The sequence below is a fragment of the Acinetobacter sp. CY79 genome (assembly GCF_059515845.1).
The window spans coordinates 43,250-63,619 of the sequence record NZ_JCAKMY010000001.1 but is presented as its reverse complement, the minus strand read 5'-3'; the positions used below and the strand labels follow the sequence as shown (position 1 = coordinate 63,619).

Genomic DNA, 20,370 nt, shown 5'->3' with positions numbered 1-20,370 from the left:
CATCTTTCAATGTGCGCAGAATGCTTGGTTGAAGTATTCAAACATATCAGGGGTTTGCCACCACAATGTTATTGCAAGAAAAATAAACAAAATCACCATAACTGCAATCGAGGATTTTAACCAAAAGTCTGAATTAGTCATGAACAATTGCCTCCTCATTGACATATAAATGAACCAAAACACCAAAAACACTGAGTGCGATAGAAAGTGCCCAAATGATGTTGTAGTTTCCAGTTATATCATGATTCAAGCCACCCAACCAACCACCGAAAAATGAACCAACTTGATGGGTAAAAAATACAATCCCGCTGAGCATGCTGAGGTATTTAACACCAAACATATTGGCAACGATGCCGTTGGTGAGAGGTACAGTAGAAAGCCAGAGTACTCCCATGATCATGGCAAATGCGTAGATCGTCCATGTGCTGAGCGGTAACATTAAAAAGGCAATCATGGCAATGCCACGTAAACCATATAATCCCATCAATAACTTGGGTTTAGAGTATTTATCTCCTAACCAACCTGCGGTATATGTCCCAACAATATTGAATAATCCCACTAAGGCAAGAAATACGGTGCCTGTTGTGGTGCTAAATCCATGATCAGTAAGATAACCAGGAATGTGAATACCTAAAAAGACCACTTGGAAACCACAAACCAAGAAGCCTAATGCAAGCCAAATAAACGGTTTATGGTTTTTAGCAATGATCAGAATTTCTTTAAAGCTCATGGAGGGTTTAGTAATGACAGGAACATTTGGATCGACGTACATCGGTGCTTTTAACATGAACGCTAAAGGTACGATCATGACCACTAAAATGGCAGTGATCAGTAAGGCAGATGACCAGCCAAATTGTTTGAGTAATAAGAGGGTGGTCGGCAACATGATAAATTGACCAAATGAACCAGCAGCACTAGCAATACCCATGGCTAGGCTTCGTTTGCTTGGATGCGCTGCACGTCCGACAGCTGATAAAAGAACAGGGAACGAAGTTGCCGATAAGGCTAAACCGATGACTAAACCTAGACTCATATTAATGAGTAACCCCGTGGAGCTGAATGCCATCATGACTAAACCAATGGCATACAGTAATCCACCACCAGCAACAATAAGCTTGCTGCCATATTTATCGGCTAGAGCTCCTGTAAAGGGTTGAACAGCACCCCAGAGTAAGTTCTGAAAAGCGATCGCTAAACTAAAGACTTGATGACTCCAGCCAAACTCATGACTCATAGGGACTAAGTAAAGTCCAAATCCATGTCGAATACCTAAAGACAGCGCTAAAATAAAAGCACTACCAATCAGCATAAATATGAGTGGTTTGGAAAAACGTGTATCCGTGGTCATCATGAATCCTGAGACTATGTCAGCGGTTATTGTAATTTATGCACTAAATCATGACGACAGAATAAAAATTTATCAATCAATAAAAAATATTCATGAGTGTATAAAATGATACAGAGGTGAACCATCACCAAAAAAAGCGATCTACTGGAGATCGCTTTTTTTTGCTCAAATGAAACCCATATTAGAAGCGGTAACCCACACCTGCATAGCCTAAAATTGGATTAATTTCGATATCAGATTTAGCATCAATCAATTTTCCTAGTTTTTCATCTGTCACCGTAATGGTTGTTTCACCAGTGAGGTGGGCGTAGGAAACAGAGCCAACTGCAAACCAACGATCATTAAAGTCATAGGTGAAACCAGCAGTCGCTACAGGTGCAAAGGCATCACTGGCATCTAATTTAACTTTAGGGTTGGCACTACTTGCTATTCCATCTAAAGCTTTCCCTGCCTCGCCATTTTTAATGTTGGCAATCTTATGCCCTGCATTGATTAGATCTTTCTCAAGATTAGGATTCATTTCGAGATCATTGAAGTAGGCATACATCATGCCTAAACCAACGTATGGGCGGAATTTATTCACGCCTGTTTTACCGAAGTGATATTGGAATTCAAAGGCAGGTGTCCAAGCACGTGCTTCAGCGACTTTTCCATGTGCTGATAAATCAGTGATAAAGATATCTTGTTTTAAGGGTAAATCACCACCTAACACTAAGCCAGCGTCTAAATCTGCAACGATTAAATCAACACTTCCTGGATCAGCTTTTCCTCTCAAAGGCGCATGAATTTGACCTTTACCTTGTATATCTACTTTTGGTGGAATACCCGCTTTTACTTCAAGTGAAATATTATCGGTAAAGAAATAGTTGGTCATGATTCCTAAAGTGGTGACATCATCAGCTTCTAAGCCTGTACCTTGGGCTTTCCATTGCGAGAGACCATCAATAGTCGCAGTCCCTGCAACATTTGGTTTTAAATACTTTTCACCATTGATCGTGTCAACGATTAAAGGGCTAATCAGTCCAGAATTAGTTAAAGTTTCTAATTTGTTATGTTTAGACCGACCATCTTCAGTTGAGGTGTCGATAGCATTTAATACTGACTTCGTTGTAACACTTCCAACGGCAGCTTTTTGTCCTTCAGCAACCGCAGTATTGATATTAATAGGTTGTGCCTTACCTTGTGGCATCACATGTAATGCACCTACAGATACAGAGAAACGCTTAAATCCATCGCCATCTTTAAAACTAAAATAAGGCGAATCAGCGTAACTGATCATTGGTAAAGTTAAAATTGATACGGAAATTGCTGTATGAAGCAAAGTTTTTTTCATCTCGGGACTCCGTGTCCAAAAAATTAATGTATTTGTTTTTGTATGGGAGAGTATGAAAACAAAATTTGATCACATTGTTGTTTTAAAAAGAGCCATCAGTGGTAATCGTGTAATTTTTGAATGAATATGTATTAATTATTTTATTGGCATGCTTTAATTTTGTAATGTCTTCTCTATTTAATTTCAATAGCTTAATAAAGGGTTAAATATGATTGTAAATTTTCTGTGATCTGATGTGCATCTAACTAACTCATTCATTTAGAAGAATAAACATCGAATAAAATATCTTACATCTGAGTTTTTAGTCTTTTCAGGAAATAGAGTTTCTGTGATAAGTGTGCCTATAATTTAAAAGACCCGAGAGTTCGGGCCTTTTAAATCTATATTCTTAAATTAGAAATTACTGAAAACGAGAAAGATCTTCCTCAGGACGTGCAGTCAAAACTTCTAAGCCCGTTTTAGTCACGAGAATCGTGTGTTCATATTGTGCTGATAAACTATGGTCTTTAGTCACGACAGTCCATTTGTCACCGAGAAGTTTAGTTTTCCAGTCACCACCATTGACCATCGGTTCGATAGTAAAGGTCATGCCTTCCTCTAAAATCATGCCTGAATTGGCCTGACCATAATGAAGAACTTGTGGCTCATCATGAAACACTGTACCAATACCATGACCGCAATATTCACGAACGACGCCGAAACGTTCAGACTCAACGTATTTTTGAATCGCGTGCCCAATATCCCCGATGGTAGAACCCGGTTTTACTGTTTCCATACCGCGATACATTGCTTCTTGAGCGACTTTGCATAAACGATCAGCAAGAATTGAGGTCTCGCCACCCACGATATACATCATATTGGTATCGCCGTGATAACCATCTTTAATCACGGTCACATCAATATTTAAGATGTCGCCTTTTTTTAACTTTTTAGCATCGGATGGAACACCGTGACAAACGACATGGTTTACAGATGTACAAATCACATGTTGAAAAGCAGGGCGTCCAGGTGCTGCGCCGTAGCCTAAGCAAGCTGGAATAGCATCTTGTTTATTGACGATATAGTCATGACAAATCGTATCAAGCTCTAAGGTGGTTACCCCTGGAACAATATGCGGTTTGATCATATCCAAAACTTCTGCCGCCAGTCGTCCCGCCACACGCATTTTTTCAATTTCTTCAGGTGTTTTAATCAGTCGACGTGGAGCCTCGTAAGTACTGTTCATGATCTTTAAAAACTTTTGGAAATTTGTGTGTGACTATGGTATAAATAGCCGCCCAATTTATCAAATGCTTTTTCGTGTATCTATGCACGAATGTTATTTGAAATAGGCGAAACTAAATCCGCACATATGTCGTCACATTACTCTGGGTGCCCTTTAGGGTGGAGAATGCTGGACATATGGAGGCCTAACCCAAACTTTAAGGTAAAGAAAATGGCAGATTACAACGTAAGTATGCGTGACCTTCTTCAAGCAGGCGCGCACTTTGGTCACCAAACTCGCTTCTGGAACCCAAAAATGCGTGAATACATTTTTGGTGCGCGTAACAAAATTCACATCATTAACCTTGAGCACACTGTTCCTGCGTTAAACGATGCTTTGAACTTCGTTAACAATCTTGCTAGCAAAAAGAACAAAGTATTATTCGTTGGTACTAAACGCGCTGCTTCTAACATCATCCGTGAGCAAGCTCAACGCGCTGGTCAACCCTATGTAGATCACCGTTGGTTAGGTGGTATGTTGACGAACTGGAAAACACTTCGTCAATCAATCAACCGTTTGAAAGATCTTCAAACTCAATCTCAAGACGGTACTTTCCTTAAGCTAACTAAACGTGAAGCTTTAGAACGTACTCGTGAGATGGAAAAACTTGAACGCTCTTTAGGCGGTGTTAAGAACATGGGTGGTTTACCTGACGCATTGTTCATCATCGACGTTGATCACGAAGCGATCGCGATTAAAGAAGCTAAAAACCTTGGTATTCCAGTCATCGGTATCGTTGATACAAACTCTAACCCAGATAACGTAGATTTCGTTATTCCTGGTAACGACGATGCGATCCGTGCTGTAACACTTTATGCTTCTGCTATGGCTGATGCGATTCTTGCTGGTAAAGAATATGCTCAAACTCAAGCTAATGCACAAGCTAAAGGCGAAGAAGCTGCTAAAGAAGCTCCTGAGGCTTAATGCGATTTGACGCGGACTTGTCATTTTTGCGACATCTGATGGTGGCAAACTAAGCGTTGAAATGCAAAACGGCCCAGAGAACACTTTGGGCCGTTTTTGTTGAACAGATTCATTTTCTACCGTATTTAGGAGAATAACATGACTGCTATTACTGCAAGCATGGTTAAAGAATTACGCGACCGTACTGGTCTTGCGATGATGGAATGCAAAAAAGCATTAACAGAATCAAATGGTGATGTTGAGTTAGCGATTGATAACCTTCGTAAATCTGGTCAAGCTAAAGCAGCTAAAAAAGCGGGTAACATCGCAGCTGACGGCGCGATCACAATTGCTCAAGAAGGTAACAAAGCTTTACTTTTAGAAGTGAACTGCCAAACTGACTTCGTTGCTAAAGACGAAAACTTTGCTGGTTTCTCTGCTAAAGTTGCCGCTGCTGCGCTTGCTGCTAACGAAACTGATGCTGCTAAAATTGCTGAATTAAAATTAGAAGATGGTGCTACTGTTGAAGAAGCACGTATTGCTCTAGTTCAAAAAATCGGTGAAAACATCCAAGTTCGTCGCGCAACTATCGTTGAAGGCGAAAACATTGCTGTTTACAAACACGGTTTAAAAATCGGTGTTGTTGTATCTTACACAGGTGATGCTGCGACTGGTAAAGGTATTGCAATGCACGTTGCTGCGTTCAATCCAGTAGCTGTAAATGCTGAAGGTGTTTCTGCTGAACTTATCGCTAAAGAGAAAGAAATTGCTGAAGCTAAAGCAATCGAATCTGGTAAGCCTGCAAACATCGTTGAGAAAATGGTGACTGGTTCTGTTGAGAAATACTTGAACGAAGTTGCACTTGATCGTCAAATGTATGTAATCGACAATGACAAAAAAGTTGCTGACGTTCTTAAATCAACAGGTACTGTTGTTGCACAATTCGTTCGCTTCGAAGTAGGTGAAGGTATTGAGAAGAAAGCGGAAATGAGCTTCGCTGACGAAGTTGCTGCTGCTCAAGCTGCTGCTGCACAATAATTTTTGCCTTTAAGTGGAAGTTAAAAAAGCCCCATTCGGGGCTTTTTTTTAGACTATAAATTTTCTAATAAGTGCTCAAATGTATAGCTTTCTTTCTGATCCGAGAGATAAAGCGAAACATGACTTTCAGGGTAAATTGAACACAAGTGTTCTGCTAATGTTTCGAGTTTCTCAGTGTGGTGTTGAGTGGGAATAAAATGAGTATTTTCGCCATGATCAATTACAATCACGTTTAAGTGATGACACAACAGGTGGTGAGTAATATTATCCAGTGCAATTGCATATTGAGTTTCAAAATCTATTTCGTCATCATCTTCAAATAAGCTGTCATAATTAAATTCTGCAGCAGAATCGATTTGATCGAGTTCCAAATTTTCTTCAAGATTTTCATATTGTTCAAAATAATTGAAAATTTTCTCTAAAATGATCGAGATATCATAGTTCGCGTCTTCTATTACATTTAAGTTTTTGAATTTTTTCTCTAATAACCAACTAAAATTATTAAACTCGCATCCAGCTAAGATAGAATTTGAAATTTCGAAATCTGACATCCATGTCATCATCCAATCTGAAGCTGATTCTTGTTCGTTAATTTGGGGGAAGTCTGTGAAATTAAGGGTTGGAAAATTCTGGATAAAGAGTGTTCTTAGTTGTTCTTGTGCATTCATTTCTATATCTCATGCTCATAAAAATATATAATTTTAAGCTTATATTTAACATTCAAAGGTTTGTATGGCAAATAAAAAAAATCTAAGTATTGGTGTGGCGTTGGTAATAATTGTGGCTGCCTTTTTGGGCTTAGATTTAACTACCAACAAGCCATTGGAGCAAGCGACCAGTTCGGCAACGCAAGTTGAGCCAAGCCAATCAACTAAACCAGCGAAGAATAAAGCCGAGATTGAAGTTGGATTGGATTTAATTCGAGAGGCTTATGATCGCAAGCAAAGCAATGTACAGGTCAAAGCATATGGTGGTGTTAGAGCGGTATTACCTGATGATCATGACGGCTCACGGCATCAAAAGTTTATTTTAGGATTGGAAAATGGGCTGACCGTATTGGTGGCGCATAATATTGATCTTGCACCTCGAATTAAAAATATTCAAAAAGGGGACAGTGTTGAGCTTTATGGTGAATATGAATATACCGATAAGGGTGGCGTGATTCATTGGACACATCATGATCCTCAAAATCGTCATGTGGGAGGTTGGTTAAAGCACAAAGGTCAAGTCTATCAATAGAAAAATCCCTGCAGGGCTATTCCACTAAGGCGCTACAATCATCTTGCTGCTGGGAAGGGGATACTTTGCAGTGTATGAATCAAGAGTTTAAGGAGGGGTAAGTTGATTTAATAAATCAAGCTGTTTAAATGCTTTTGAAACCAGGAAGTCAGCATGTCCCACCTCATTCGAGAAAATAATTTTTTAAAAATTTTAGAAATAAATCTATCGGTTATTTTGATTTGTTTTAATTGTATCCACGTATATTTACCATTCCACGATTCGAAAGGTATCAATGGCTTTATTCGATATTTAAAGTGATGAAAATTTTTTTATGCGAAGTCTTATTCATCACTTTAAAGTAGATCGTATTCTAAATGCTCGTCATTTGCGTTTTTTGGCGTGATTTCCAGCTTGGGACAACTTTACCGATATAAGCATCAACACACCATAGCGGTCCAATCAGAAGAAATTGGAGGTCTTTGAAGAAAGAAGGTTTTTTACCTTCAACTTTGTGTCCATAAAACTGTCCAATCCATGCAATAACAAATACACCAATATAAAAACCGACGCCAACAGGTAGAACCCAAATTAACCATGCCATGATTAAAATCAAAGCAGACATTGCTACGGCTAATACAAGATCTAAACGAGCATAGAATACTAAAGTGAGGATGATCAGTAGTGCAGTGAGTAATGCGCTAAAGTGAGCCAGCATACCAATAATCGAAAATAGAATTGCGGGTACGCAAACCCAGTGAATAGATTTATTGGTTGGATCTTGATGGCTTTCACTATATTCATCTAACCATTCAGAAATCGTCTTCATCAGCCACTCCTTGCATACAGTGCTTATTTTTAAATGTAATTAGTTTTATGTTTATCAATATAGTTTAGATTTTATATTTGGTCAAAACCCAAATGGGTTGAAATGAACTCAAAAAGATCAATGGGGGAGAGGAGAGTTTGATTTTAAAAAAGCTCAAGCATTGATTAAATCGAAGCCATTAAAAAAGCCACTGTTAAGTGGCTTTTCCGTATAAATGCATGCTTCAAAATTGATTAAGAATTTGGACCATCTACACGTTCAATACTTACACTTGCTGTACCAGCATTGGTAATACCAAGTGATTTAGCTGCGCCATAAGATAAATCAACAACACGGTTACCATGGAATGGACCGCGATCGTTTACTTTAACGATTACGCTTTTACCATTGTTCTTGTTTGTCACGCGGATATAACAGTTCAATGGCAGGCTACGGTGAGCAGCGGTTAATCCATTCATATCGAATGTTTCACCACTCGCAGTTTTGCGACCGTGGAATTGACGACCATACCATGACGCAACGCCAGTTTGGCTGAAGCGACGAACAGTATTAGAAGCAACGTCATTTAATTTATCAATAACTGAAGGTTCTTCTTTAGGGACTTGGATTTTCGCAGCGATTGTTTCACGACGAATTTTGTCACCTGAGCGCTCAGTGATTGCTAAACTGTTCAAGTTTGAAAAGTGTGAGTTAAAGCTACTGGTGTCTTTACTAATGACACGAGAAGCAAGACTCGAGTTTTCAGCATCATTATTTAAATATGATGACTGAACAAGTTCTGCATTTGCCTGAGTCATACTCAGACCAATCGTCAGAACAGATAAAAATTTAAGCGAAGCATGCATCGTTTAACTCCTTGGAACCACAATCTAATCTTCTAAGTCGCTGAAAATTAACCACTATGGTCTGTAAATTCACTTGTGCAACTGCATTTAACGGTAAAGGATAATATTCATGGTGGCATAAAGGTGTCTAGCTTTATTTTAACTTTAGTTACAAAAACCACAAATTATCACAAAAAACGGTTATAAAATAATCAATATTGTAACATATTATGTAAAAAGTACATTTTGTGATCTTATTTGCAAAAATAAATATTGACTTTTGTATTTTATTTGAAATAACCAGTCTTAACGACTGGCAATTTCTGTCCCCAAAAGCCATAAAGCGGTGGCATACATACGGCTTCGATTATAGGTAGTAATCACTTGAAAGTTAGGGTAGGTGATATAGTAGACAGATCCATAACTCTCTTGTAATTGAATGACATTGACCATATCCAAGTCATCAATTTTGACAATTGGGTTCATTGGACTGATGCCTTGAGTCTTAAGTGCACCATAGGGTGTTGGTAAGGCTAAATCTTTAGCGATCACTCCTTCAGGATTTGATCCGCTATAACGTGCTGGAAAGGCAATCGGCTGATTACGTTGCCAACCGTGTTGTGCCAAATAATTTGCAATTGAGCCAATCGCGTCTACAGCTGAATTTCTAAGGTCAATATGACCATTACCATCGTAATCAACACCAAATTTAGGAATATTACTTGGCATGAACTGAGGATAACCTACAGCGCCAGCATAAGAACCAACCACTGAATTAGCTGGAATTCCATCTTTATAAGACCATGCAATCAGTGCGCTCAGTTCGTCTTGGAAATATTGTGCACGACGCTCATAACCAAAACCAAGTGTGGCTAAAGCATCACGAGTCACGAAATTACCTTTATTTGCACCAAATCCAGTTTCCACACCCAGAATCCCTAGAATGATCGACTGTGGTACACCAAACTGTTGTTCTGCACGATTCAGCGTATCTGCATATTGTTGCTTAAAGCGAACACCACGTTGAATCGTCCCCTCAGCTAAAAAATTCGTTTTATAGCTATACCATGGCTTGCTTTCACCCGGACGGTTCATAATATTGATGATATTGGGGATATTTTTGGAGCCATTCATAGCCCAATCGACTTGTTCTGCGGTCAAGCCATAGGTCTGCATGGTTTTTAATTTGAAATTGTTATAATTGGGATCAGCAGCAAAATCATTCGCTTGGCAAAAACTTGTAACTGTAAAAGCACCTAAAATTAATGAAAGTCGCTTAAATTTGCTGAGAAGATTTGGTTTTAACATAAGGGTAGATGTTCCAAAATTATTATCGATGCGTATGTCTTAACATAATAAAGCCAAAATTGGCTTTTAAAGTAGATTTGGGATTGAAACCATCAGGTCAAAATGGAAGAGAATTTCTATACCTATAAGATATCATTGACTCTACTTATATTTACAAATGCTTAAACAAAAAATCATAAAGCTTTTTGTACAGTAAAATTGATTCATCAAGTACAAACTTAATGAGATAAACAGTGTACGCAAAAACACATCTGAAATACATGTGCAATACATCAATTTATTCATTTTCCATATGATTCTAACTTAATCGATAATCATGAATTTTCGATGAATATTGATCATTAAAAGCTATGTTTTATTGAATTTTTTCTAGATTTTAAATGATGCTAAAGAATCATTTGTAGATTTGGGGAAAGTTAGATTAAAAAACATATTTAAGTTCACTGAGACATAAAACGATTGGTGCAACTGTATATGGCATTATTGTAGTGATTTAAAAGCGTCAGGAAGGGTTAATATGCTTGATTTCGGATGTGAAAAAACATTTTGGGGCTTTTTCTTTTTGAGTAGAGGAACTTCTTTACTTTACTTTTATTCATTTCAAACAACAATTTAGTGTTATGACATATCTATATGCATGGACTAATTCATTAAAAATAATTTTTATCTTGATGCATAAAAAAGCCTTACTTCGGTAAGGCTTTTTAGACGAATCATATTTTACAGCAATCATATGAGATTATTGAATAAATAAAGTATCATGATACTCAGAAGCTGCGTAGAGCTCTTCTTTGGTAAAGTTAGGAATGAGTTTATCAATCGCGATATGAACAGCTTTTATCACGGCAGATGAGCCTAAATCTGCAGCTTTACGTTTGATCATGCCTAAATCAAGCGTCTTATTAAAGTCATTCATAAAGTGACGAACCAATGCTTCAGCAAATTGTTTGTAATATTCACTGAGCAATGTACGATTGATTTCATTTCCAGCTTTCACTTCTGCAAATATATTCTTAATATTTGTCACAAGCTCAGGTTTTAGCGCTGCCCCAACACGATAATTACCTTGCGGATCTTTAAATAAACTTTTCTCTGAAAATTCAATGGAGTGACGAACAACATCATTCGGTGATTTACTGAGTAATTGTTTAAGCAAAACAGCAACAGTTGACTTGATATAACCAGCCAACTTTTCAGCAGTATCTCGTTTGTCACTTGCTGGGAAGCGACGAACAAGTTCAACTAAAATTGCATTAATGATTTCTTCATTAATCGCAAGCGCAGTTTGATCACGTAAAGGATAAAGTGGCTCGTTAGAGTTTTTTTTCTCTATTCCTGTTTGAATGCTTTTAAGGAGTGCATCAGAAGGAATAAAACCAAAATAGGACATCGTTAAAACCTCTACATTTATTCATTTTATTGTCGTGCCAATCGAATTGGCTTAGGCATCCATGCTAAGTCAGATACACGGCAGGGGTTAATGTCTAAACCACCACGTCTTGTATAGGTCGCATATACCATGAGTTTCTCAGGATTAAAGGTTCGCCACAAGTCTGCGTACATTTGTTCAACGCATTGTTCATGGAAGCCATTATGCTGACGAAATGAAATAATATAAGCTAAAATGCTTTTATAACAAGGCTTTTGACCTTGATATCGGATGAACACTGTTCCCCAATCGGGTTGACCTGTGACTGGACAGTTACTTCTTAATAAATGTGAATATAGTTCGATTTCAACTGATTCAGGATTTTCCTCTAATTTAAGTAAACTCGCGTCAGGATGATTTTCTAATCGTTCTGGCACTAAGTCATCTATACATAATCCTTTTGGTATACTGATCAATAATTCATCTGCTTGGAAAAGCCTGAGTTTTACATCGGCTTGAGCTGATTTTGAAAGATCATTTTCAACAGTCTGTATAAAAGCTTCTTTGGACTCGAACTTGGTAAAGTTCATACTATTAAAGTAGAGCTTTAAAGATTTTGATTCGATTAAATTAGGCGAAGTCGCAGGTAACTCAATACGTCCAATCGCAACTTGAGGAATCCCTTTCGCATTTAACCAAGAGATTTCAAAAACATGCCACCAGTCTTTACCTTGGTAAATGCCTTCGATATTCGCATAATTTTCACGCGCTTGAGCACGAGAAATAGGGAAAAGAATACTGGGTTGATATTCAGTTGGGTAATGGGTGTCTTTACCCAATAAAGATTGTTCTACACTCATTATTCACGCATTCCTGAACCACGAGAAAGTAAATAGTAGGCGATCGCATAGAGAATGCCACAGCATACTGTTACAAAGATTAATGAAAGAGTTACGTTTACATCGCTATGACCTAAAATACCGTAGCGGAACGCATTGACCATATACACGATTGGATTGATTAAGGATAAGTTTTGCCAAAATGGGCTAAGCGCACTGATGGCATAAAAAACACCGCCTAAATAAGTCAGGGGGGTTAATACAAATGTAGGGATAATTGAAATATCATCAAACGATTTGGCATAAACTGCATTGATCAAACCACCCAATGAGAACAATAATGCAGTCACAACCACGGTGTAGATGGTAATAAAAATATTGTGGATCGCGAGATCTGTAAAAAATAGGCTCATTAACGTGACAATAAGACCGACTAAAACACCGCGACAAACACCACCAATCACATAGCCCCATAAAATAAGGTGTAATGGGACTGGGCTCATCACCAGTTCTTCAATACTTTTTTGAAACTTAGCACTAAAGAAACTTGAAGAAACGTTTGAATAGCTGTTAGTGATAATCGCCATCATGATCAAACCTGGCACGATAAATTGCATATAGCTAAATCCACCCATTTCACCAATACGCGAGCCCACTAAGTTACCGAAAATCACAAAGTATAGGCTCATCGTGATTGCAGGCGGTAACAGTGTTTGAGGCCAAATTCGCATAAAACGACGAACTTCTTTTTGCACTAAGGTGAACAGCGCAACTTTGAGCTGGTTAAAGTTCATTGTGCAGTACCTTCCAGATTTTTTTCGACCATTTTTACAAAAAGTTCTTCTAAACGATTCGATTTATTACGCATGCTTGAAACTGTAATACCTTGAGATTCAAGCAATTGGAATAAATCATTCATGGAATGAGATTTGTCTAAAGTGACCTCGAGAGTAACAGGATCAATCAAATTGAAACGTACCCCAATGATCTCGATGTTGATTGGTTCAATTGGAGATTCTAAATCGAAAATAAAAGATTCTTCATTGAGCTGATTTAAGAAAGACTTCATTGAGGTGTCTTCTTTAATCACACCACGATCAATAATGGCAATACGACGACAGAGTTGTTCTGCTTCTTCTAAATAATGCGTTGTCAGAATAATAGAGGTACCGTTATTGTTCATTTCAGTTAAGAAATCCCACATTGAACGACGTAATTCGATGTCCACACCTGCCGTGGGCTCATCTAAAATCAAAAGCTTAGGCTCATGCATCATCGCACGTGCGATCATCAAGCGGCGTTTCATACCACCAGAAAGCATACGCGCTTGTACGCCGCGTTTGTCCCATAAACCCAATTTTTCTAGATAATGTTCAGCACGTTGTTCAGCGAGTTTCTTCGGAATGCCGTAATAACCTGCTTGTGTCACCAAGATATCAAAGGTCTTTTCAAAATGACCAAAGTTAAATTCTTGAGGAACAATCCCAAGGCATTGCTTTGCTTCTGAAGGATGGGTATCTAGATTATGTCCAAAAATCTCAACTGTACCTGACGTCTTTTTAGTCAATGAGCTGATAATGCTGATCGTTGTAGATTTCCCTGCGCCATTTGGACCCAATAACGCATAAAATTCACCTTCAGGTACACTCAAGTCGATACCTTTTAATGCCTGAAACCCATTTTTATAGGTTTTGGATAATTCCCGCAACGTCAAAGCTTCAGTCATAGAATTCTCTTGGCTTAAATAATAGGGATATTGTGAGCGATCTACTCTAATAAACCAAGTAATTGCATAGGAATTATGTGTTGCATTTTTGGGATGTTGTATAAAGTCTAAGCAATGAATTGAAGGTCTGAGATATAGTTGCTTTACCTATTGGTTTTTTTTGTTATGATGTGCGCAATCTAAAATGCGCTCATAGCTCAACTGGATAGAGTACAGGTCTCCGAAGCCTGTGGCGTGGGTTCGAGTCCCGCTGAGCGCACCAATATTTATTCAAAATAAAACAAAATATAGATATAATGTATTGAAAATCAAATACTTAATTAAGTACACATGCCAAAATATACCTAATCTTATCAGGATATAGTTGTAAGAAATAAGGATACAAATAAGGATATAATGGATTCGATAAATTTTTGTATCCTTATTTGATATGGCTAAACAGATTACACCTCTAACAGATTCGAAGTGTTCAGGCGCAAAACCGAAAGAAAAAGACTATTCTTTATATGATGGGAATGGCTTAATTTTGTTCATTCGAAAATCGGGTACTAAGGTTTGGCGTTACAAATATAAAAAAACTAATGGCAAAGATGGACTAATGACTTTAGGTAATTTTCCATCTTTGACCTTAAAGCAGGCGAGAGATAAACGTCGTGACTATGAAAAGTTACTTGCTCAGGACATAGACCCCATTGAACATCAAGCCACTCAAAAAATTAAAAAGAGTGATGCTTTTAGTTTTGAGGCAGTAGCTAGAGATTGGCATAAGGAATATACCAATACAGGCAGATGGATTGAACATACTTCTTTTAAGGCTTTACGTGTTTTAGAAAGCTATGTCTTTCCTTTGATTGGTGATACACCAATTGATGAAGTGAAGTCGAAAGATTTAGTTGTTGTCTTGCGTTCAATTGAGGAAAAAGGCTTAACTGAAGTCTTAAAAAAATCACGCCAGCGTTTTAATGCTATTTTCGCCTATGCCATTTCTAGAGGTTTGATTGAAGACAATCCAGCATATTTCTTAAAGGATGTTTTTGTGCGCACTAAAAAGACAAAGCATTATCCTCAATTACCTTTAGAGAAATTGCCTGAATTACTGCAAAGACTGAAAGTAGATAATGGCTATCCTTTAACAAGGTTATGCACCGCATTTACTTTGCATGTGTTTGCTCGTTCAAGTGAAATACGTTTTGCACGTTGGACAGAGTTTGATTTAAAGAATGCAATGTGGACGATTCCAGCAGTGCGTAAACTGGTCAAAGGACAGCGTTTTTCTGATCGCGGTGCAAAGATGAAAACTGAGCATCTTATTCCTTTGTCACCTCAAGTTATTTCAATTTTAGAAGATATTAAAGTTTATAGCGGAATGACGAACAATGTGTTTCCTAAGAATGGTGACCCTCAAGGTTTTATCTGTGACAAGGTTGTAAATGATACTTTGCGCCGTATTGGATATGACACTGAAAAGGATGTTTGTGGGCATGGCTTTAGGGGAATGGCTTGTTCTGCTCTGGTACAAAGTACATTATTCCAAAAGGAAGCTGTAGAGAAACAAATGAGTCATCAAGAGCGTGATCAAGTACGTTTGGCTTATACCCATCAAGCAGAATATATGGAAGAAAGAAGGGCTATGTTGAATTGGTGGAGTGATTATTTGGATGCCAATAGAGAAAATTATATAAGTCCTTATGATTTCACTCAAAAGTTTTTAAATGAAGAGGTTATAAATTTTAGATATGCAAAATTATTAAAATAAGATCGAGTAAAAATTTAAAATGTTAAAAATAATTTAAGTTTATCTTAATATTTTAAATTTCATTAATTTTATTTTGTTTAAACCATATATTGCTAAAAAAAGATATTGACAAATTTGTCCATGGGGTTGTTTTGTCGAATGCTTAAAACAACCCTGATTTTTGAAATTATTTTAGTTTGGTGAGGTAGTGTGATCAAATTTTCTTCAATATACTGTTTAGTAAATCTTAATATTTTTTTGATTTATATTGATTTTTAATATTTAAAATATGTGATTTTTAAATAATAAATATAGCAAAATATAGTTTATATTTTTATGCCTTTATTTTTTTGTAAGTCAATGCTCTATGTTTATGTTTTTAGGAATCAATCTAAAAAAAGAAGGTATTCAAAAAATGTTTGAATACTTTAAGACAGCCATTGATGACTGTGAGTCAATTACAAATACAATCGAAAAAAAATATGCTCAAAAACATGTAGAGAAATTAAATGGTCAAAATGATGATGGAACGTATAGTTATCAGATTGGAGTTTTAGTCTATACGGAGCAATACAAGCTAATTAGAGCTAAGCAATTATTGGAAGATGATTTACAGAAGTATTTAGGACGTAATTTAGATTTTTATTCACCTATGCTTGATCTTGTTTTCGAACCTGATGCTTCTGAGCAGATTTTAGAAAAAGAATCTGAATTCCTTCAATCTTTAGGTGATCCTAATAAATATATTTATAGTCAAAATCTGGCTGTTCATGTTGAGTATTTATTCAGAATTTTGATAGCTGTTCACTTCCTAAAAGTGATTGAAATAGAATTGTTTAAACCAGATGTTAAAGATATAGAAATTCACAAAGTGGCTTTGTATTTTGATTTTTATTATCGTTTATTGCCAGCATTTAAAGGGGTGGATGAGTATAAGAGTATTCGAGCTAGAATGAATAAATATAAACAAAATATAAAATTATTTTTAGCTGAAAAACTTCAAAAAGACTATGTGCTAAATGAATATCGAAAAGGTGTATGGAAAAATAAAGCTCAATTTATAGATTTTATATTAACGAAAATTAATCATGATCTAGCTGATGAAAAAGATCATATTAAAGAATCGACTGTAAAGCGGTGGTTACGCAAACAAACCTAAGTTTTTTTAGGTAGTTTGCTAGCAACGTGTTTTACTCAAAGATTCACGTTATACAAAATGAACCCATATTTATGTATCTATGGGTTTTTTTATGTCTATTCAGCCAATGCGTGTGCAATTCAAAAATGTTTGCAAAATTTTAGATGTTAGTCGTGAATCACTACGACATATTATTCGAACTGACCTTACTTTTCCTCGCCCAATTAAAATGGGTGAATCTAAACAATCACCAGTCTATTTTGATTATGCCGATCTAATGGAATGGCATAACAAGCAAAAAGCCAATGCGCTTTCTGAGGCTTGATAATGCAACAACACAGTAATCACGAAAAAGCAGGATTTATCAATCCTGCTAAGGGGAACGTTTACCCTACAATTTCACTCCAAGAACAGCTTAATCAGCTTTATCTTGAATATAGCTTCTCCTCACATTGGGCAAGCATAGCAGCGAAAACTTTACGTCATGAGGGGCAAATACGTAAACCATATTTAAAGAAGAAAATAGACAGTTTGAAAGAGAAAATTCAGCTACCACTTGAATTTACTGAGGTGAAATAGATTGAAAAACATCCTTTTAAACCTCGTTAAGCTTGTCTCTATATGGTTTATCACAGTGTTGCTTCTTGCAAGCTGTGGTTTACCTGCTTATGCTAAGCACGTTCATCAAAAAGCAGATGAATTAGCTTTGGTCGGCTATAACTTACAAGGCGTACAACTCAGCAGAGTGATTGTACGTAATATCTCTATGCGTTCGCATTTTATGGTGAGGCTGGAGAGGGACACGCTTGCGTGTGCAGGAAACCTTGTAGTCCTGTCGACCAACCCTTTTCAGTTTTGCCACCATCATTTGGTCGTGATTGGCAAAGCTTCTTATCAACTACAAGGAGCACAATTTATCGTGCCTATTTCTAGCGATTACGCAAATAAAAAGGCGGTGACATTATGACGAATGCCACCACCTTAGAACCTAAATTAATTATAGCAAATAGTGTGCTCAGCCAAAATCCTAATGATCTTGAAAATAATGGAATTTTTGAGAGATTTGGCTTTTCTGATCAGCCTTTCTATTTTGATCCTTATAGTATTGATATCAATGGCTATAAGATTTGTCACCCTTTAAATATGCCTGTCGTAAATGGACATTTAGAGTTGATCCAATGTGCTGTTTTAGAGAATGGTAAACGAGTTCAGGTCATACCAGATGGTGTAGTACATGGCTTTGCATACTACGGCGAACTTAAAAAAGATCAGCCTGTCATAGTGACCTATGGTTTGGAGGCTTTTTTTAAAGTCGGTCAAACAGGTTACGCCGTGGTTTTAGTGATTTTACCTCACCTATGTTTGGGTCATTTACCTGAGTTGGGCAAGGCAGATTTTAAGCAAGTGGAACAATGTATTCAGCAACTTGAGCAAGCAGGTTATGAATATATTTATTTGCCAATTCGACCAGAGCATAAGCGATTGATAGAGGATATAGAGCACAATACACATGCTCGAATTATTGATCAATATACGCATGACTACTCTATAGATTTATCTCAGTATGATCTAACAGAGGAGGTTTTATACTTTTTAGATCAGGCGACTACTTTAAATCATAGCCCCGTAGATTCATGGGAAGAGCCTTTAAAAATCACCTCTGAATTATTGCCTGTAAAGCTTTTAACATCTGATATGTTGCCACTTGATCTAGATATGTATTGTCGGGATGAAGCGAAACGTGCGGATAATATGACGCCTGATTTTGTTGCTGTTTGCTTACTAACTTCATTGGGTGCATTGATTGGAGCGAGAGTTGCGATAAAGCCTAAGCAGTTAGATGACTATGCTTTAGTGCCAAACTTATGGGGTGGCATTATTGCACCACCAAGTAGTAAGAAAAGCCCAGCGATTAAAGCAGGAACACGTCATTTAGACCGTTTGGTAAGCCAAGCTCAGGAACAGTTTAAAGAAGCTAAAGCAGAAAGCTTTGCGAATGAGCTTGTGGCAAAGGCGACAGAGAAAGAGCTGTCTAAGCAACTCACTAAAGCAACTTCAGATGATGAACGAAAAAAGATTGCTTTAGAAATTGCCAAATTGCAGGAAGAGATAAATACACAACCTGTATTAAAGCGGTATTTTACTAATGACTCGACACCTGAAGCACTTGCGGAGCTAGAACGAAGTAATCCGAATGGTATTTTGGTTGTTCGTGATGAATTGGTGGGTTGGCTGAGTTCCTTAGATCAAAATGATACAGATACTGGTCGAGCTTTTTATTTGGAGGCTTGGAATGGTACAGGAAGTTATCAATTTGATCGGGTAATGCGTGGATCAGGGCTGATTGAAAATCATTGTTTGTCTGTACTTGGTGGTATTCAACCAGATAAGTTGATGAGTTATCTAGAAAAGACCATTAAGGGAATGGGGAATGATGGTTTATTACAGCGTTTTCAGTTGCTTATTTACCCTGATGTTTATGATTGGCAATACGTAGACCAAGCTAGCGATAAAGAGGCTAGAAATGCGGTATTTAGCTTGTTTAAAGCCATAGATGAGTTAAATGAATATGAACTAGTGAAATTGGGTGCACAACCGACAGATGAGTTTAATGGCCGTCCTTATTTCAGGTTTACGTCTAAAGCTCAGGAACTTTATAAGGCATGGTCAGAGAATATGAATGGGCACATTATTCCCAATGAAGAGCATCCGATCATTCAAGAACATTTAACTAAGTATGGAAAGCTAATGCCGTCATTGGCACTGATTTTTCATTTGGTTGATGGTGTGCAACTAGGAAGCCGACTAGGCGGTATTAGTAAAAGAAGCACTGAAATGGCGATACAGTGGTGTGAATATCTAGAGAGTCATGCACGGCGCATTTATGGGCTAGTATTGCACGCTTCATCCTTTAAGGCAGGTTTACTTGCAAAGAAGCTTAAAGCTTTAAATGAAAGCGATGTATGGCGTTTAAATGGTTTTAAAGCACGGGAGGTACACCGTAAGAATTGGAAAGCACTCACAGATATTGAATCAGTTAATGAGGCGCTTGACATTCTAGTGGATCATTATTGGTTAAAGGTTCAAGAGATAGAATCGAGTGTTAAGGGTGGGCGACCAACGGTTTTATATGAAATCAATCCCAAAATTTTTAAATAACTTGAATAAGTACACCGACAAAACTGACAAAACCTAGTTCTGTCAGTTTTGTCAGTGCATATTTCGGGCGTATGAGAAAATAAAATAGTGAATCAGTGCATTGATTGGGTAGGGGGTTAATACATTGCTTTATAAATGATGATTACATAACAGAATATGCATGTTTCTAATTTTATAGGTAGGGTAATTGATGTACTAAAACGGGAAAATCGGTATACCGTTTTTTAAAATTATATAAATTTTAAATATATGAAAAATATAAATTAATTCAAGAAAACGGCACTATTAATTTTCAAAAAAAAGAGAGAAATCCGGCACTATCCTTCTGTATTTTAGGGC

General features: G+C 37.2%; 21 protein-coding genes and 1 tRNA gene. 10 read left to right on the top strand and 12 right to left on the bottom strand.

The window, feature by feature from the left end:
* Positions 1–6: 6 nt before the first annotated feature.
* The 4 genes from AC5YCE_RS00350 to map all read right to left on the bottom strand — a co-directional run bounded on the left by AC5YCE_RS00350 (position 7) and on the right by map (position 3,906).
* The gene (locus tag AC5YCE_RS00350; RefSeq protein WP_496170315.1) at positions 7–141 is read right to left on the bottom strand and encodes a hypothetical protein; all 135 of its coding nucleotides are present in this window, start codon (positions 139–141) and stop codon (positions 7–9) included.
* Positions 134–1,351 carry an MFS transporter gene (locus tag AC5YCE_RS00345; RefSeq protein ID WP_496170313.1) on the bottom strand — a complete coding sequence of 406 codons (1,218 nt, stop codon included), beginning with the start codon at positions 1,349–1,351 and terminating at the stop codon, positions 134–136. Before AC5YCE_RS00345 ends, AC5YCE_RS00350 begins: the two co-directional genes overlap by 8 nt.
* Before the next feature lie 178 nt (positions 1,352–1,529).
* On the bottom strand, positions 1,530–2,681 hold the full coding sequence (locus tag AC5YCE_RS00340) for an OmpW/AlkL family protein (RefSeq protein ID WP_496124956.1): 1,152 nt from the start codon (positions 2,679–2,681) through the stop codon (positions 1,530–1,532).
* Between the two features lie 400 nt (positions 2,682–3,081).
* On the bottom strand, positions 3,082–3,906 hold the full coding sequence (gene map / locus AC5YCE_RS00335) for a type I methionyl aminopeptidase (RefSeq protein ID WP_496124955.1): 825 nt from the start codon (positions 3,904–3,906) through the stop codon (positions 3,082–3,084).
* Between the two features lie 210 nt (positions 3,907–4,116).
* Between map and rpsB the strand changes: the two genes are divergently transcribed.
* Both rpsB and tsf read left to right on the top strand, forming a co-directional pair.
* A complete protein-coding gene (gene rpsB, locus AC5YCE_RS00330; RefSeq protein ID WP_496124954.1) occupies positions 4,117–4,869 on the top strand; it encodes a 30S ribosomal protein S2 in 753 nt (250 codons plus the stop codon).
* A 138-nt stretch (positions 4,870–5,007) separates the two neighbouring features.
* Positions 5,008–5,886, top strand: a complete 879-nt coding sequence (gene tsf, locus AC5YCE_RS00325; protein WP_496124953.1) for a translation elongation factor Ts — start codon at positions 5,008–5,010, stop codon at positions 5,884–5,886.
* A 53-nt stretch (positions 5,887–5,939) separates the two neighbouring features.
* Here tsf and AC5YCE_RS00320 read toward each other — a convergent pair whose 3' ends face one another.
* The gene (locus AC5YCE_RS00320) at positions 5,940–6,554 is read right to left on the bottom strand and encodes a hypothetical protein (protein WP_496170310.1); all 615 of its coding nucleotides are present in this window, start codon (positions 6,552–6,554) and stop codon (positions 5,940–5,942) included.
* Between the two features lie 64 nt (positions 6,555–6,618).
* Between AC5YCE_RS00320 and AC5YCE_RS00315 the strand changes: the two genes are divergently transcribed.
* Positions 6,619–7,125 carry a DUF3465 domain-containing protein gene (locus tag AC5YCE_RS00315; RefSeq protein ID WP_496170308.1) on the top strand — a complete coding sequence of 169 codons (507 nt, stop codon included), beginning with the start codon at positions 6,619–6,621 and terminating at the stop codon, positions 7,123–7,125.
* Positions 7,126–7,477: 352 nt separating this feature from the next.
* On the opposite strand, the gene AC5YCE_RS00310 is transcribed toward AC5YCE_RS00315, so the two are convergent.
* The 7 genes from AC5YCE_RS00310 to AC5YCE_RS00280 form a co-directional block, all read right to left on the bottom strand.
* A complete protein-coding gene (locus tag AC5YCE_RS00310) occupies positions 7,478–7,933 on the bottom strand; it encodes an Mpo1 family 2-hydroxy fatty acid dioxygenase (RefSeq protein WP_496170306.1) in 456 nt (151 codons plus the stop codon).
* A gap of 233 nt (positions 7,934–8,166) precedes the next feature.
* Positions 8,167–8,778: a septal ring lytic transglycosylase RlpA family protein gene (locus AC5YCE_RS00305; protein ID WP_496150893.1), complete on the bottom strand. Its 612-nt coding sequence runs from the start codon at positions 8,776–8,778 to the stop codon at positions 8,167–8,169.
* Positions 8,779–9,063: 285 nt separating this feature from the next.
* The gene (gene mltB, locus AC5YCE_RS00300; RefSeq protein WP_496170304.1) at positions 9,064–10,065 is read right to left on the bottom strand and encodes a lytic murein transglycosylase B; all 1,002 of its coding nucleotides are present in this window, start codon (positions 10,063–10,065) and stop codon (positions 9,064–9,066) included.
* A 739-nt stretch (positions 10,066–10,804) separates the two neighbouring features.
* Positions 10,805–11,455, bottom strand: a complete 651-nt coding sequence (locus AC5YCE_RS00295) for a hypothetical protein (RefSeq protein ID WP_496170302.1) — start codon at positions 11,453–11,455, stop codon at positions 10,805–10,807.
* Positions 11,456–11,481: 26 nt separating this feature from the next.
* Positions 11,482–12,294 carry an NADPH-dependent 7-cyano-7-deazaguanine reductase QueF gene (gene queF, locus AC5YCE_RS00290; protein WP_496170300.1) on the bottom strand — a complete coding sequence of 271 codons (813 nt, stop codon included), beginning with the start codon at positions 12,292–12,294 and terminating at the stop codon, positions 11,482–11,484.
* Entirely contained in the window at positions 12,294–13,067 is a 774-nt protein-coding gene (locus AC5YCE_RS00285) for an ABC transporter permease (protein ID WP_496170297.1), read from the bottom strand. The genes queF and AC5YCE_RS00285 overlap by 1 nt, the downstream gene beginning before the upstream one ends.
* Positions 13,064–13,999 (bottom strand): ABC transporter ATP-binding protein, encoded by a 936-nt coding sequence (locus tag AC5YCE_RS00280; protein ID WP_496126966.1) that lies wholly within the window; start codon positions 13,997–13,999, stop codon positions 13,064–13,066. Before AC5YCE_RS00280 ends, AC5YCE_RS00285 begins: the two co-directional genes overlap by 4 nt.
* A 186-nt stretch (positions 14,000–14,185) precedes the next feature.
* Here AC5YCE_RS00280 and AC5YCE_RS00275 point away from each other — a divergent pair.
* From AC5YCE_RS00275 to AC5YCE_RS00245, 7 genes are all read left to right on the top strand, one after another.
* A tRNA-Arg gene (locus tag AC5YCE_RS00275) sits at positions 14,186–14,261 on the top strand.
* 168 nt (positions 14,262–14,429) lie between these two features.
* Positions 14,430–15,755: a tyrosine-type recombinase/integrase gene (locus tag AC5YCE_RS00270; protein ID WP_496170295.1), complete on the top strand. Its 1,326-nt coding sequence runs from the start codon at positions 14,430–14,432 to the stop codon at positions 15,753–15,755.
* Between the two features lie 352 nt (positions 15,756–16,107).
* Entirely contained in the window at positions 16,108–16,893 is a 786-nt protein-coding gene (locus tag AC5YCE_RS00265; RefSeq protein WP_496170293.1) for a hypothetical protein, read from the top strand.
* Between the two features lie 91 nt (positions 16,894–16,984).
* Positions 16,985–17,197 carry a helix-turn-helix transcriptional regulator gene (locus AC5YCE_RS00260; protein WP_496170291.1) on the top strand — a complete coding sequence of 71 codons (213 nt, stop codon included), beginning with the start codon at positions 16,985–16,987 and terminating at the stop codon, positions 17,195–17,197.
* Between the two features lie 2 nt (positions 17,198–17,199).
* A complete protein-coding gene (locus AC5YCE_RS00255; protein ID WP_496170289.1) occupies positions 17,200–17,451 on the top strand; it encodes a hypothetical protein in 252 nt (83 codons plus the stop codon).
* Between the two features lie 55 nt (positions 17,452–17,506).
* Positions 17,507–17,839: a hypothetical protein gene (locus tag AC5YCE_RS00250; RefSeq protein ID WP_496170287.1), complete on the top strand. Its 333-nt coding sequence runs from the start codon at positions 17,507–17,509 to the stop codon at positions 17,837–17,839.
* Entirely contained in the window at positions 17,836–20,031 is a 2,196-nt protein-coding gene (locus tag AC5YCE_RS00245; protein WP_496170285.1) for a YfjI family protein, read from the top strand. The genes AC5YCE_RS00250 and AC5YCE_RS00245 overlap by 4 nt, the downstream gene beginning before the upstream one ends.
* Positions 20,032–20,370 lie beyond the last annotated feature (339 nt).